The organism is Arsukibacterium sp. (genome assembly GCF_036735525.1).
Lineage (GTDB): Bacteria > Pseudomonadota > Gammaproteobacteria > Enterobacterales > Alteromonadaceae > Alishewanella.
In genome coordinates this window covers 25,305-40,345 of the sequence record NZ_DAINOE010000004.1, presented here as the reverse complement: position 1 = coordinate 40,345, position 15,041 = coordinate 25,305, and the positions used below count along the sequence as shown (strand labels likewise).

Below are 15,041 nucleotides of genomic sequence, written 5' to 3'. Positions count from 1 at the left end.
ATCGCTGGTTCTTAACAAAGATACCTTTTTTTTTATTTCGTTCGGAGTCTGTATGCAACGGCTGCGTGAATTATCGCGTCGTGTTGAGGCTGTGTATGGCGAAATAGCGGACACCTTTTCCGGGTACCAGCAGGCCAGTGGCCTGAGTTGTCGCAGTGGTTGTGGTGAGTGTTGCACTCAACCCACCGTTGAAGCGACTATCCTGGAAATGCTGCCGCTGGCGTTGCACCTGTTTGATCAGGGCAAAGCAGAACTGACACTGACCCAACTCGAAGAGTTAGGTGATGGACATAGCTGTATAAACTATCAGCGGTTATCTTTTGATGGCAAACAGGGGCAATGCAGTGTGTATCAGCACCGCCCTCCTTTGTGCCGGTTATTTGGTGCCGCTGGCTATCGGGATAAAACCGGTAAGCCCTCGTTATCGGTTTGTAAGATTATTAAACAAGACCATCCCAGCCGTTATCAACAACAACTGATAGCGATGGAGTCTGATCCACCGCCAATGATGCTGCTCAGTAAAGAGCTGGTGAATCAGCTGGACTATGAGCTAGGTGCCAAACAGTTACCCATTAATCAGGCGCTGCAACAGGCTCTGGAGCGGGTATTGTTTAAATCATATTATAGTTTTGCCGATGACGGTCAGCAGATAGCCTGACTGACGCCGCTACTAGTTGCTTAGCGGTCAAACCCCGCCAACACTATTTTACCTATAGCCTTGCCGCTTTCTAACAGCGCATGCGCTTGCTTCAGGTTGGCAGCATTAATGCTACCAACCTGCTGCTTTAAGGTACTGACCAGTTGACCTTGCTCTAGCAATCGGCTGACATCAGACAATAATTGATGCTGAGCCTGCATATCAGGCGTGTTAAACATAGAGCGGGTAAACATAAACTCCCAATGTAGTGATATGCTTTTTTGCTTTAACGGCATGATATCTATTGGTGTTTTAGGATCATCAATCAGTGCCAGTTTACCTTGCGGGGCCAGCAAAGCGACTAACTGGCTGTAATGCTGATCGGTTGCGGTCAGGCTGGCAACATGGCTTACGCTATCAATGCCCAACGCCTGCAGTTGTGGCAAAAGTGGCTGCTGGTGATTTATAACATAGTGCGCCCCCAACTGGCTGACCCAGGCCTGTGTTTCTGGTCTGGAAGCGGTAGCAACGATAGTCACCTGACTGAGCTTGCGGGCCAGCTGCACTAATATGGAACCCACGCCGCCAGCAGCGCCCACTACTAATAATACTGGCTTGGGGTGCTGCAAACTATTGTGTTGGATTTGTAAGCGCTCAAACAACAGCTCCCAGGCGGTGATAGTGGTTAATGGCAAAGCAGCGGCTTGTGCATAACTCAGGTTAGCTGGCATAGGGCCGACTAAACGCTCATCGACCAGCTGAAACTCACTGTTACAACCGGGTTGCTGCAAGGCTCCGGCATAAAACACCTTATCGCCGACCTTAAACAACGTCGCTTCGTCACCTACCTCAACCACCTCACCGGCTGCATCCCAGCCCAATACTTTGTAAGCACCGGCCCCCGGCTGCACGCGCTGGCGGATTTTGGTATCCACCGGATTTACCGCGATGGCCGCTACCTTAACAAACAACTGCCGTCCACTGGCTTTGGGCACAGGCAGCTCAATATCTTCTAAGGCTAACGGCTCGCTAATGGCTAATGAATGTTGATATGCTACGGCTTTCATGGCGGCATCCTGTCAAATTAGGTCAGCAAAGGGTAATCGGTATATCCCATAGTGCCACCGCTGTAAAACAGCTCAGGTTTTGGCTGATTCAGCGCCGACTTACGGGCAAAGCGCTCAACCAAATCGGCGTTTGCAATGTAGGGCACGCCAAAGGCTACCGCATCGGCTGTGCCGCTGGCAATAGCCGCATTGGCACTGGCTAAATCAAACTGCTCATTGGCAATATAAACACCGGAAAACTGCTGCTTTAACTGTGGCCCCAGGCTGTCAGCTCCCTGGGCTTCACGGGCACAGATAAAGGCCAGTTTTCGTTGCCCAAGCTGCTGCGCCACATAACCAAAGGTATCACTGCGCTGTGAATCGCCCATGCTGTGCGCATCAGCGCGCGGGGCCAAATGCATGCCTACCCGGCCTGGGCCCCACACTGAGATCACCGCATCGGTCACCTCCAGCATTAAGCGGGCACGGTTTTCAATACTACCGCCGTATTGGTCGCTGCGCTGATTACTGCCATCCTGCAAAAACTGATCGAGCAAGTAGCCGTTAGCGCCATGTATTTCCACGCCATCAAAACCGGCTTTTTTAGCGTTCTGGGCACCTAAGCTGTAAGCTGCCACAATACCGGCTAGCTCTTCTGTATTAAGGGCGCGTGGCGTCACATAGGCTTTTTTGGGTCTGAGCAAACTCACATGGCCATTCGGTGCTATGGCGCTGGGCGCAACCGGTAATTCACCGGCTAAATAGTGTGGATCTGAAATGCGTCCGACATGCCACAACTGCAACATAATGCGCCCCCCGGCCTGATGCACAGCGCGGGTAACCTGTTGCCAACCGGCTACCTGCTCGTCGGACCAAATGCCGGGCGTGTCCGGATAACCCACCCCCATGGGGCATACTGAGGTAGCCTCGCTGATAATTAAACCGGCACTGGCACGTTGCTGATAATACTCTGCCATTAATGCGGTGGGGACACGACCAGCCCCTGCCCGACAGCGGGTTAACGGCGCCATGATAATACGATTGGGCAGCGTGAGCTCGCCGACGAGAAGTGGGTCAAATACATTAGGCATAGCTTATCCTGTTGAGCGTCTTTGTTGCTAAGGGGGCTGAGTAAGTTGGCAATACCATAGCCATGTTCACACTCAGATCAGTCTGACAGTATTCAATTGGCCTTAGCGCATCAAAAAACAAGCCTTAGCTAACAAACAGTATGCTTACAACTGTAAAGCTTGCCATATATGCTTACAGTTATCAGCTTGTTTACAAACCCCTGTCTAGGTATATTTTAGCAATTACGTTACCCTCAATGTTCTGTGCCATTGTCAAGGAACCCTGATGTTTAAAAAGCTGGCTGCCTCTCCGCTGTTTATCGCTGTTATTCTTGCCGTCGTTTTGCTGTTGTGGTTACTCAGTGGTGACAAATTCCGTGCCCGCCAAGCGGCACCGGCAGAGCAGCAAGCCCCTACTGCACAACTGGCATTGGTTGAAACGCGCTGGTCAGAGGCGGAGCCCTACCAGTTAACAAGGGTAGCGCAGGGCCAGCTATTACCCTGGCGCAGTGTCAGTATTAAATCGCAGCAAGCCGGCACAGTAACTGCCATTTTAAAGCAGCAGGGTGACAGCGTGCAGCAAGGCGACAAACTGCTGCAGCTTTCTGACGAGGGCCGCAGCGCCTTATTAGCCCAGGCTAAAGCCAATTTAAGCTTAAAACAGAGTGAACTGGCCAGTGCCCGCACGCTTAGCCAATCGAAGTTTTTATCCGACACTGAACTCAGCCGGCTGCAAAGCGAACTGGCCCGCGCCGAAGCGGAGCTGGAAAGCGCCCGACTGGCGCTTATGCAAACTACACCGGTCGCCCCTTTTCACGGCGTGGTAGACCGCCGCCATATTGAAGTCGGCGATGTGGTACAAACAGGCACTGAACTGATGCAACTGGTGCAAATAGAACAACTTAAAGTCACCGCTCAAATCCCGCAACAGCATGTAGCTGCATTAACACCAGGCCAGCAGGTCAATGTCCAGTTACTGGATGGCAGAACACTGAGCGGCGAGCTCAGTTTTATCAGTTATGCCGCAGATATCGCTACCCGCAGCTTTTATATTGAAGTCACGGTCGCTAACCCAGAACGACTGCGGCTAGCCGGCGGTAGCGCCACGGTTTCTGTGGAACTAACACCGGTGCAGGCGCATCTGGTGTCGCCCGCACTACTGAGTCTGGATAACCATGGCAAGCTGGGCATCGCCGTGGTAGATGAGCAACAGCAAGTAGTGTTTTACCCGGTCGACATTTTAACGGCCGATAACGACGGCGCCAGAGTCAGTGGCTTGCCGGCACGGGCGCAAATTATTACCCAGGGCGCCGGTTTTGTTAAACCTGGCGATACAGTTAGGGTGGCAGAGGCCAAGCGATGAATACTCTTATTCAGGCGGCGATTAATCGTAGCCGCGCCAGCCTAATGTTGCTGTTGTTTTTGTTTATCGCCGGTATTACCGCTTAAATCACTATTCCAAAAGAAGCTAATCCCGACGTGGCCATTCCGATGATGTACGTGTCGATGTCGCTGGATGGCATTAGCCCGGAAGATGGCGAACGCTTGTTAGTCCGGCCTATGGAGCATGAACTGCGCTCACTCGAGGGCATCCGGAAAATGACCTCCACCTCCAGTGAAGGCCATGCCTCGGTCATGCTGGAATTTGATGCCGGCTTTAATGCCGACAAAGCGCTGGCCGATGTGCGGGTAAAAGTCGACGCCGCCCGCGCCAAGTTGCCCAGTGAAGCAGACGAGCCTACGGTCAATGAAATTAATGTTGGCCTGTTCCCGGTTTTGTCTGTCGGCTTATCCGGCCCGGTTTCAGAAAACCAGCTGGTGTTTATCGCCCGCCAACTCAAGGAAAACATTGAAGCGATTCCCGAAGTACTGGACGTCGAAATTGGTGGTGACCGCGAAGATATGCTGGAAATCGTGGTCGACCCACAGGTACTGGAAGGCTATGGCCTGGATTACCAGCAATTGTTCAGACTGGTGTCAAATAATAACCGGCTGGTAGCGGCAGGCAGCCTGGATACCGGCGCCGGTCGCATGGCGATGAAAGTGCCCGGCGTTATTGAAAATTTAGACGATGTGCTGTCGATGCCGATTAAGGTTGACGGTGATACTGTGATTACCTTTGCTGATGTGGCCACCATTAGCCGTAGCTTTAAAGATCCGCTCGGTTTTGCCCGCATTAACGGCCAACCGGCAGTAGTACTGGAAGTAAAAAAACGGGCCGGTGCCAATATTATTTCCACCATTGAGCAAACCAAAGCATTGATTGAGCAGGCCAGCAGCCAGTTTCCGGCTGGCATGCAAATTAACTACATTATGGATCAGTCAAAAGAAGTGAAAAACATGTTGTCAGACCTTCTGAACAACGTGTTGACTGCCGTAGTGCTGGTGCTAATTTTAATTATCGCCACCATGGGTATGCGCTCTGCGCTGCTGGTAGGCATTACCATCCCGGGCGCCTTTTTTGCCGGCATTCTGATGATTTTTGCGCTGGGCTACACCATGAATATTATTGTGCTGTTTGCGCTTATTCTGGTGGCAGGCATGCTGGTTGATGGTGCCGTGGTGGTCAGTGAGCTGGCCGACCGCAACCTTGGCGAAGGCCAACAACCCAAACAGGCCTGGGCCAATGCTGCCGGACGCATGGCCTGGCCAATCATTGCCTCTACTGCCACCACTGTCGCCGTTTTTATGCCGTTGTTGTTCTGGCCCGGTGTGGTCGGCCAATTTATGAAATACCTACCGGCAACGGTGATCCTTTGCTTGTTAGCTTCGCTATTTATGGCGCTGATTTTCCTGCCGGTAATGGGCGGCATCAGCCAGACAAAACCGGCACCACATCAGGTTGAAGCCAGTCGCGCCGGTCAAGCTTACCGCAGAGTGCTGAGTAAGCTGTTGCACAAGCCGGGGCTTACCCTGGGCAGTATGCTCGCCTTCATGGCACTGATTTTTGTCGGTTACAGCACATTTAATCATGGCCTGGAGTTTTTTCCGGCAGTGGAGCCGGAGTCAGCACAGGTATGGGTGCGGGCTCGGGGCGATATGTCTATTTATGAAAAAGATGCCTTGCTGAGCCAGGTTGAGCAGCGGCTGATGGGGCTGTCTGAAGTAAAAGCCTTGTATGCCAGATCACTTGCCAGCGCCGGTGGCGAGCTGGCATCAGATGTGGTTGGCACCTTACAGTTTCAGTTTATTGACTGGCATCAACGGCGCAAAGCGGCAGCGATATTGGATGATATGCGCCTGCTAACCAAGGACATTCCCGGCATCATGCTAGAATTCCGCCAGCAGCAGGAAGGCCCGGCTGCCGGTAAGCCGATAGAGTTGCAAGTCAGTAATAGTGCCCCGCAAGCCACTGAGCAGGCGGTAACGCAAATTATCCGGCAGATGCAACGCATGGGTGGCTTTGTCGATATTGAAGATGACCGCAGCCTGCCTGGTATTGAATGGCGCATCGAAGTAGACCGTGCTGCGGCTTCGCGCTTTGGCGCCGATGTACTTACCGTAGGCAATGCGGTGCAAATGATCAGTAATGGCTTATTGCTGGCTAAGTTTCGGCCGGAGTATGCCAGTGACGAAGTGGATATTAGGGTGCGTTTCCCGCAAAACTGGCGATCACTGGATCAACTGGGCCGCCTGACTATTCAAACACCGCGCGGCCAGGTACCGTTGAGCAATTTTGTCGAGCTGGTGCCGGCGCCTAAAACCAGTGTGATAAAGCGCATTGATGGCAATCGTGCCATTACCATTAAAAGTGATTTAGCGCCCGGTGCTCAGGTTAGCGAGCGCTTACAGGCTCTGCTGGCCAGCGATTTGCAACTCCCTGAGAATGTTAATGTAAAAACCGCCGGCGAAAGTGCCGATCAGCAAGAAGCGATGAATTTCTTAATCAGCGCCTTCTTTACTGCGATTTTTCTGATGCTGATGATTTTACTGGTGCAATTTAATAGCTGGTATCAAAGCTTGCTGGTGCTGTCTGCCATTGTGTTTTCTACCGCCGGCGTGTTGCTAGGCTTACTGGTTAACGGTCAGAGCTTTGGCATAGTCATGGTCGGCATGGGCATTATTGGCCTGGCGGGCATAGTGGTAAATAACAATATTGTTTTAATCGATACCTTTAACCAACTGCGTGCCAGTGGCTTGTCTGCGCTGGATGCGGCACTGGAAACCGGCTGTTTGCGCTTGCGGCCGGTGTTATTAACCTCAGTTACCACCGTACTGGGGTTAATGCCGATGGTGCTGGCAGTGAACGTTAACCTGCTTGAGCCCAGCCTCGGCTTTGGCGCCCCTTCAACCATGTGGTGGACCCAGCTGTCCAGTGCCATTGCCGGCGGCCTCACTTTTGCCACCTTGCTTACCTTGTTTTTAACGCCCTGCATGCTGGTAATGGGTGAAACACTGCTCCGGCAAAGATCGCGTTCATAAAAGCTGCCCTACCTGCCTTAACGTGTTGTCATTTCGCTGTCATGTTTTTGTAGCAAACTATGCCTTAGTTATATTATCTGTTATCTAACAAGGAAAGCCATGAAACTGCCCCAATATCCTTACTCAAGCCTGTTGCGTTCAGCATTATTAAGCACTTTATTGATAGCATTAGCAGCCTGCAGCGGTGCCGAACAACAAGCAAAGATCAATACACCAGACACAGTGCTGAGTTTTGCAGTTCTGGGTGATGCCGAGCCGAAACCAGAGCCACAGTTTCCCAATGTGGCGGCAGCAGTGGCTGACGTTAATCAGTTAACCGGGCCGTTACAGCTAAACTTTGTACTTGGCGTAGGCGATATCGCCCACAAAGGGACACTGGTTCAGTACGACAATGTGACGCCGGTACTGCAGCAACTGAACCTGCCGTTTTACCCCATTATGGGCAATGAAGAACATGGCAGCACGGTAGAGCGCTTTATGCACTACGCCAATTTATGGAACCAGGGCAAAGTAACGTTAAATGCACCAAGCTATGTATTGGAATTTGATACTGTGGCTCTGGTGTTGGCCTCCCCGGATCATGGCCGCGATTTTAACGACAGTGGTATTGCCTGGATACAGCAGCAAATCAGCACTCTGCACCCAAAACCAGTGTTACTGGTTGTGCATGGTGCCCAGGCTGGCGTATATCCGGAAAGCGCAGATAAAGGGGTTCATCATCCTGGTTTTGCCGATGTGATTGCTCAACCTAATCTGGCTGCCGTCATTTCCGGGGATTTACATATGGATATGGACCGGGTAGAGCACTCAAAACAGCTGGGGAAAGTGCACTACCTGCACATCCCGGCACTGGAACGTACCAAAATTCCGGATGAAACACAGCACACTGCGATGTTCAGGGTATTCAGCATTGATAGCAGTGGCCTGGTGCAGGTTGATACCTATCAAACCGGTGTAAAGCAGCCATTAGCACGACACGCGTATCAGTTTAGCCTGCATCGCAGCGATTAGTATTCACTGTTATATAAGCCTTTACTACTGCTGCTCCAGGGTTGACACTCAACCCTGGTTAATCATCCCCAAAAAGTGTTGTTCAACATCCTTAAAACTAGCCGGTTTAGCATATAAATAACCCTGGCCGAACTGACAACCCAGCGCCGCTAATTGCGTTTGTTGGGCTTCAGTTTCTATGCCTTCTGCAATGACCTCAACAGATATAGCCTGTGCCATCGCCAGCATCGCCTTAACCAGGCTCAGGTTATTTTCATTATCTAGCGCCTGCACGAATACACGGTCTATTTTAATATAATCAATAGGTAAAGATGTAAGGTAGGATAACGATGAATAACCGGTACCAAAATCATCTATCGCAATTTTAATACCGGCCTGCTGAAAGGATTTCACATTCTTTAAGGTGGTTGCAGTTTTGTCCATTGCTACGCCCTCGGTAATTTCCAGTTGCAGGCAAGCGGGTGGCAAGTTGAGCGCCTGCAGCTCATGCATAATAAAACTGAATAACGAGGGATCAGCAAAGTGCTTACTGGTGATGTTTACCGCTACCGGATGAAGATTATAACCCGCTTGCTGCCACTGATTAAGTTGCTGCAGTACGGCTTTAATTACCCAGCAATCGAGTTTTTTACCCAGATTAACCACTTCTGCCACCGCGACAAATACATCAGGCGGCACATTACCCAAAATATCATCATACCAGCGTGTCAGCGCTTCATAACCTATCAGTTGTTGAGTAGACAGTTGATACTTGGGTTGCAGCACAACACTCAACAGGTTTTGCTCCAGTGCACGGCGTAAGCCTTGCTCTATCTCTAAGCGGCGGGTCAGTTCACTATGAATATCCTCATGGTAAACCCGGAACGGCAAGCCCTGCTGCTTTGCCTCAAACATCGCGGCCTCTGCATGCTGGATCAATGAGCTGAGTTCAGTTGAATCATCTGGATAAACACTGATCCCGACACACACTGAAGGAGAAATCTTTTCTTGTGCCAACCAATAGGGTTCAACGTAATGATCTATAAGCTGCTGCACAAAGGGCAACAGCTCCGCCCTATCGGCCAGCGGTAACAATACAATAAAATCATCGGCCCCTGGGCGGCAGGCTAAAGCATCCTCTGGCAACAGATTTTGCAGCCGGTGCGCACCTTCAATCAGCATTAAATCGCCAAACTCATAGCCATACTTTTCGTTGATAAGTCGAAAACGATAACAGTCGATAAACAACACGCCATATAGAACCGCAGGATCACTTCGCCTCCCGAAATATTCCAGCAAACCGTCTTTGTTTAATAAACCGGTTAAGCTATCAAAGCTGGTTAAAAATTTAGCGTGGTTTTTCGCTTTCACCTGCTCGGTAATATCAATACCCACACCTTGAATTTCATCTGCAGATTCGGCTCCGGCGGCAAGGTTACTGAAGGTCCAGTCCACCCAGTGCACCGCATTTTCCGGGCCTAACATCCGCACAGACAATGAAATGGCGTCATCCTGTCCCCCCTGGCGCAACTGAGCCAGTAAGGCTTCTATGGTATGGCGCTCGTCAGCATGAATAAATTCGAAAATAGAAATGCCTAGCATCTGAAACAATTGTTGTTTAAGTTGCCGGCAAAAAAGCATTGTTCACAAAGGTCAGACGAGAGTTTTTACTTAAGCGGCAGATAAATTCTTTCTGGTTTTGCACGATATCCCGATAGCGCTGTTCTGCAGAAATTAAACGCTGCAGCACGGCTTTAAATTCGGATAAATCATGGCAGACCCCGACAAAAATCCGCCCTTGCGCAGATTTCGATTCACCGACGGATAAATGCATCGGAAATACCGTGCCGTCTTTACGCCGGGCCTGCACATCCCTGCCAATGCCGATAATCTTGGCTTTGCCACCACTTTTATAATTTTGCAAATAGCCATCATGGTGACTGGCATGAGCATCAGTCATCAACATATTGATATTTTGACCTATCACTTCTTGTTTGCTGTAACCAAATAACAGCTCGGCGCCCCGATTAAAGCTTTGCACTTTGCCCCATTCATCTATCGAAATAATGCCATCTACCGCTGCCTCCAGCAGTGCATCCTGTACTGACTGCAAGTTTAAATGTGCCTTAACACTAGCCTGATAAGCGGATAAATCATGGCAAATGCCAACAAAATAACGCTTGCCGCTGGCTTTGGCCTCGCCCACCGATAAATGCATCGGAAACACGCTGCTATCTTTGCGTTTACCCTGGACGTCACGGCCTATACCAATAATTTTTGCCGGTTTTTTATCCGCAACGTAATTGTGCAGATAACTATCATGCTCAGCATGAAAGGGTTCGGGCATTAACATACGAACATTTTGCCCAACACAGTCTGCAGCACTGTAACCAAACAGCTTTTCGGCGGAAGGTGAGAAAAAACAAATAAGTCCTTGCAGATCAATAACAATAATGGCATCTACAGCCGAGTGGACAATAGCATCCTGCAACTGGCTGAGTTCGAATGTATCCATACATTTCACACCTTATTGTTACTAATTAGTGCATAAAAAAACAAATGTAATTAGTATTTAATTGATAATTATGACAATTTTAGAAGCATTATCTGATTTTTTCCAACAAAAAACCCTAAAATAGAGTTATTCCACACTGCATTAAGGATCCGCATAAACCGCTAAAATGTAGCTTTACCCCCATAGTCAGAGAAAAAAACAACGTCTTGCTGCTCTGTTCCCTTGCAGCCTGCGTATAGCGCAAGCATAGTTAGGTAGTTAACAACAAGCGGAGAGCAATGATGATCAGTTATGTAACTTTAGGTGTAAATGATATTGCCGCGGCCAAGGCATTTTATAGCGACTTGCTGGCTGATTTAGGCGCCAAATCATTAATGGATATGGGCAGAATCGCCTTTTTTGGCAAAAGTCTGGCGCAACCCATGCTCGCAGTGTGCGTGCCCTTTAATGAACAAGCCGCCCAACCTGGAAATGGTAATATGGTGTCGTTTCAACCAGGTTCAAAAGAAAAGGTCGATGCACTGTATCACAAAGCCATAGCACTGGGCGCTCACTGCGATGGGGCACCTGGCCAGCGCATCCCTGGTAAATTTTATGGGGCGTACGTCAAAGATGCCGATGGCAATAAACTGTGTTTTTGCCACTTTGGCTAAGGGTTAGCCGCTAATGCAGTTAAACAGCGACTTCAGCCAACGGGCGCTCATATTAGCTGAGCAGTATCAATTTGTGGACTCACCTCTGCCGGGTGTTACCCGCATGATGCTTGATAGGGCGGGAGATGAAGTGGCTCGCGCGACCAGTATAGTGTGCTATGCCGCAGGCAGCGGCTACAGTCGCCATAGCCATGATGGTGGTGAAGAAATACTGGTACTTGAAGGGACCTTTAGTGACGAGCATGGTGATTACACCGCAGGCACTTATTTGCGGAACCCACCTGGGACATCACATCAACCATTTTCACTTCACGGTTGTACCTTGCTGGTTAAGTTATGGCAGTTTGCTGCCACTGATCAGCAACAATTGGTCATCAATACTCAGCAAACAGCGTGGCGCCAGGGTTTGGTGCCAGGATTAACTGTTATGCCATTGCATGAGCATGATGGGGTAAGTACTGCATTAGTGAAATGGGCACCTAATACCCAATTTAACCCTCATATTCATGCTGGCGGAGAGGAAATCCTGGTGTTGCAAGGTCTGTTTTGTGATGAATATGGCCAGTATCCGGCAAAAAGCTGGCTGCGCAACCCACGTTACAGCCAGCATACCCCCTTCACCGGCCCGGAAGGAGCACTTATTTACGTTAAAGTTGGCCATTTGGGCGCGGGCTTGCTGGGAGATCAGTTTATTACTTAATACGTATTTTTTACTGCTGCGCCAGCCGGGCTTGCTCTAAAATGGCGGTTAATTCCGGCCCCAGGTGTTGCAGTAAAATCTGTTGGTAACGCGCGGTATTGCGATAACCCTGACCTGCATTAAAAAAGTCATTTAGTAGCCCCGCCCAGTCGTTGTTTAACGGCATGATAATCCCAAAGGTTTCGCCGCTGTCATCAGCCACCGGATGATGGCGCAGCGGCATACCCTGTTGCTGCGCCCGCCAATAATTGTAGGCATCAACATAACTATACCAGGCACCTGACGCCACCAATTCCAGCAACTGCTGATTAGAGCCTACCCGGCCAATCTCTACTCCCGGCTGAAAACTATCGCGCAGCGCACGTACCCGTACTTCATGCAAAGTGCCGCTAAACGCCAGTGGCTGAATGGCACTGAAGCTGTCGCTTAATTGCTGCAGGCTCGATAGTTCAGGCACATCAGCATGGCTTATCAATACCGCCACATTATTCAGATAAGGCGGCGAGAACTGCAACTCCTGCGCTCTGGCTTCGGTGATCGTCACATTACCCAAACCAAAGACGCCGCCATCTGCCGCCACTATCCGTTGATAAAAGCGGGTCCAGTCGGTTTCAGCCACAAAATCCAAGCTCAGGCTCAGTTGCTGAGTTTGGTGTAGCCACTGCACAAAATCGCGCATAATTTCAACAGTGACTCCGGTTAGCTGCTGCTTGTGATCAATATAAGCAAAACCCTCAGCCGCCACAAAAAGCACTGTCAGCTGGCCGCTGCCTTTGGCTTTGGCCAGTTGCAAACTCGTGCCGGCGTCACTGCTGTTTACTGTATCGGATGGCATCGATGCTTGCTGCTCCGCCGGGCTGCATGCCGTCAGCAGCAAAGCGAAACCTAGCAATTTTAGAGCAGGAAAATTGAAAAAGGACAAACTGAAGAAAGACAAACTGCAGCACCGTGTCAACATAGCTATCTCATTTAAAATGTTAAATCTAGTATAAGTTTTAACACAATTTAGCCATCAGGTCACGGCGGGCTATACAGGCAGCAAAGCGCCCGCTATAGTGAGCGCCCAGACCAACCGCACTTTTTGGCACAGCGGAATACATCACAACACGCAAACACCTACCCAATAACAATCTACGACATACTATGAAAACACAGCTTATTACGCCAACAGATATTATTATGATCCGGCCGCACCAGTTTGTGTCTAACCCACAAACCATGCAGGATAATGCCTTTCAGGTAGTCGCCTGCAGTAAGCAAATAAGCCAACTGGCTTATGATGAAGTGAGCAAGGCTGCAGCGCAGCTGAGCGCGGCCGGCATTCAGGTCCATTTATTTGAAGATGAAGGCAATAGTACGCCCGATTCAGTGTTTCCCAATAACTGGTTTAGTACCCACTGTAGTGGTGAGCTGATCACCTACCCTATGTATGTGCCTAACCGCCGGCTAGAGCTACGCCAGGATATTATTGCCTTTATCCGCGAGCGCTATCAGGTCAGTTGCTATCGGGATTTGTCGCCTCTGGCAGAGCAAGGCTGGTTTCTGGAGGGCACTGGCTCTATAGTAATTGACCATGCCGGGGCGACTGCCTATGCCGTGGCGTCTAAACGCACCGATAAAACGCTGTTTACTGAATGGTGTCAGCAGCTGGGTTATCAGGCACAATTATTTGATGCCACTGATGCCAGTGGCAAAGCGGTGTACCACACCAATGTGTTGATGTGTGTGGCCGAGCATTTTGTGCTTATTGGTCTGGATATGGTGCCTAAAAACCAACAGACTGCATTGCTGGCGAGTTTTGATAAACAGCAAAAAACGGTGATAACGCTAAGCCCGGAGCAAATTAACCATTTTTGTGGCAATGCCATCGAGCTCAAAGGCAAAGACGGTAACCTGCTGGCGTTATCCAGCACCGCCTATCAGGCGCTGACACCTGCACAAATCGCTGTTATTCGCCAGAGCGCGCAGCTACTCCCCATAGAGGTCAGCACTATCGAAACGGCCGGCGGTTCGCTGCGCTGCATGATTGCCGGCATCCATTTAGCACAGCGCTAGAGCGTCGAACTAATACACCGATAACCCAAATTGGCTGGCCAGCCGGGTGATTAAATGCATCCCCCGGCAGGAGTTACCAAAATCATTTAGCTTGGGGCTCCAGGCAGCAATAACCCCGTAATTCGGCACAATCGCCGCAATACCGCCACCTACGCCACTTTTGGCAGGTAAACCGACGGTAAAGGCAAACTCACCTGATTGGTCATACATGCCGCTGGTCGATAAAATGGCGTTGACCCGGTGCGCATCACGCCGACTGCAAATGCTTTGCTCAGTAAGGGGATGTACGCCACGGTTAGCCAGAAACAATAAGCTCAGCGCCAGCTGTTTGCAGCTCATTTCAATGGAGCATTGATAAAAGTAATGATCCAGCACATCTGGCACTTCAGCCTCAATATTGCCAAAGCTTTTCATCAGATATGCCAGGGCCGCATTGCGATTGCCATGCTGCTTTTCTGACTGGTACACCGCATTATCGACCCAGATGTCTTCGGTCATCGCCAACTGGCGGATAAAGTTTAATGCCGCAGCTTTACTGGCCGAATAGTGGCTGACCAGCATATCGGCAATAACCAGGGCACCGGCATTAATAAAGGGGTTGCGCGGAATGCCATGCTCCCACTCCAGCTGCACTATAGAGTTAAATGGCTGGCCTGACGGTTCCATATGCACCCGTTGCCATAACGCATCACCTTTGCGGTTCATCGCTTGCACCAGGCCAAAAATTTTGGAAACACTTTGAATAGAAAACGGCATATCAGCATCGCCGGCACTATGGATCTGGCCATCAATAGTGGCCACCGCCAAAGCCAATTGATCCGGCGCCACTGCTGCCAGCGCCGGAATATAATCGGCGACCTTGCCCGCCTCTGGCAGCTGCCAGGCCTCCTCCAGCAAGCTTTGTAATAATAAAGACAAATTGCTGGGTTGCTTAGGGGTACCTTCCATAATGC

The 15,041-nt window shown here is 50.2% G+C and carries 12 protein-coding genes and 1 pseudogene; 7 read left to right on the top strand and 6 right to left on the bottom strand.

The window, feature by feature from the left end:
- The first annotated feature begins 52 nt into the window (after nt 1-52).
- Complete coding sequence (locus tag V7D78_RS01605; protein WP_333606677.1) at nt 53-658, top strand: YkgJ family cysteine cluster protein; 606 nt, start codon at nt 53-55, stop codon at nt 656-658.
- A 20-nt stretch (nt 659-678) separates the two neighbouring features.
- Here V7D78_RS01605 and V7D78_RS01600 read toward each other — a convergent pair whose 3' ends face one another.
- Together V7D78_RS01600 and V7D78_RS01595 are read right to left on the bottom strand one after the other, a co-directional pair.
- Nucleotides 679-1,704, bottom strand: a complete 1,026-nt coding sequence (locus V7D78_RS01600; protein WP_333606676.1) for a zinc-binding alcohol dehydrogenase family protein — start codon at nt 1,702-1,704, stop codon at nt 679-681.
- 17 nt (nt 1,705-1,721) lie between these two features.
- Nucleotides 1,722-2,774 (bottom strand): alkene reductase, encoded by a 1,053-nt coding sequence (locus tag V7D78_RS01595; protein ID WP_333606675.1) that lies wholly within the window; start codon nt 2,772-2,774, stop codon nt 1,722-1,724.
- Nucleotides 2,775-3,039: 265 nt separating this feature from the next.
- Between V7D78_RS01595 and V7D78_RS01590 the strand changes: the two genes are divergently transcribed.
- From V7D78_RS01590 to V7D78_RS01580, 3 genes and pseudogenes are all read left to right on the top strand, one after another.
- On the top strand, nt 3,040-4,116 hold the full coding sequence (locus tag V7D78_RS01590) for an efflux RND transporter periplasmic adaptor subunit (protein WP_333606674.1): 1,077 nt from the start codon (nt 3,040-3,042) through the stop codon (nt 4,114-4,116).
- Nucleotides 4,113-7,175: pseudogene (locus V7D78_RS01585) on the top strand (efflux RND transporter permease subunit). The gene V7D78_RS01590 and the pseudogene V7D78_RS01585 overlap by 4 nt, the downstream one beginning before the upstream one ends.
- Nucleotides 7,176-7,274: 99 nt before the next feature.
- Nucleotides 7,275-8,186, top strand: a complete 912-nt coding sequence (locus V7D78_RS01580) for a metallophosphoesterase family protein (RefSeq protein ID WP_333606673.1) — start codon at nt 7,275-7,277, stop codon at nt 8,184-8,186.
- Nucleotides 8,187-8,234: 48 nt separating this feature from the next.
- On the opposite strand, the gene V7D78_RS01575 is transcribed toward V7D78_RS01580, so the two are convergent.
- Together V7D78_RS01575 and V7D78_RS01570 are read right to left on the bottom strand one after the other, a co-directional pair.
- A complete protein-coding gene (locus V7D78_RS01575; protein WP_333606672.1) occupies nt 8,235-9,767 on the bottom strand; it encodes a putative bifunctional diguanylate cyclase/phosphodiesterase in 1,533 nt (510 codons plus the stop codon).
- Between the two features lie 16 nt (nt 9,768-9,783).
- Nucleotides 9,784-10,680 carry a PAS domain-containing protein gene (locus tag V7D78_RS01570; RefSeq protein ID WP_333606671.1) on the bottom strand — a complete coding sequence of 299 codons (897 nt, stop codon included), beginning with the start codon at nt 10,678-10,680 and terminating at the stop codon, nt 9,784-9,786.
- A gap of 278 nt (nt 10,681-10,958) precedes the next feature.
- Here V7D78_RS01570 and V7D78_RS01565 point away from each other — a divergent pair, with 278 nt between their 5' ends.
- Both V7D78_RS01565 and V7D78_RS01560 read left to right on the top strand, forming a co-directional pair.
- Nucleotides 10,959-11,333, top strand: a complete 375-nt coding sequence (locus V7D78_RS01565) for a VOC family protein (protein WP_333606670.1) — start codon at nt 10,959-10,961, stop codon at nt 11,331-11,333.
- 13 nt (nt 11,334-11,346) lie between these two features.
- A complete protein-coding gene (locus V7D78_RS01560; RefSeq protein WP_333606669.1) occupies nt 11,347-12,033 on the top strand; it encodes a cupin domain-containing protein in 687 nt (228 codons plus the stop codon).
- Between the two features lie 10 nt (nt 12,034-12,043).
- On the opposite strand, the gene V7D78_RS01555 is transcribed toward V7D78_RS01560, so the two are convergent.
- Nucleotides 12,044-12,868 carry a substrate-binding periplasmic protein gene (locus V7D78_RS01555; RefSeq protein ID WP_333606668.1) on the bottom strand — a complete coding sequence of 275 codons (825 nt, stop codon included), beginning with the start codon at nt 12,866-12,868 and terminating at the stop codon, nt 12,044-12,046.
- Between the two features lie 308 nt (nt 12,869-13,176).
- Here V7D78_RS01555 and ctlX point away from each other — a divergent pair, with 308 nt between their 5' ends.
- Entirely contained in the window at nt 13,177-14,088 is a 912-nt protein-coding gene (gene ctlX, locus V7D78_RS01550; protein WP_333606667.1) for a citrulline utilization hydrolase CtlX, read from the top strand.
- A 9-nt stretch (nt 14,089-14,097) separates the two neighbouring features.
- Here the strand turns inward: ctlX and V7D78_RS01545 are convergent, their stop codons facing one another.
- Nucleotides 14,098-15,036 carry a glutaminase gene (locus V7D78_RS01545; RefSeq protein ID WP_333606666.1) on the bottom strand — a complete coding sequence of 313 codons (939 nt, stop codon included), beginning with the start codon at nt 15,034-15,036 and terminating at the stop codon, nt 14,098-14,100.
- Between the last annotated feature and the right edge of the window lie 5 nt (nt 15,037-15,041).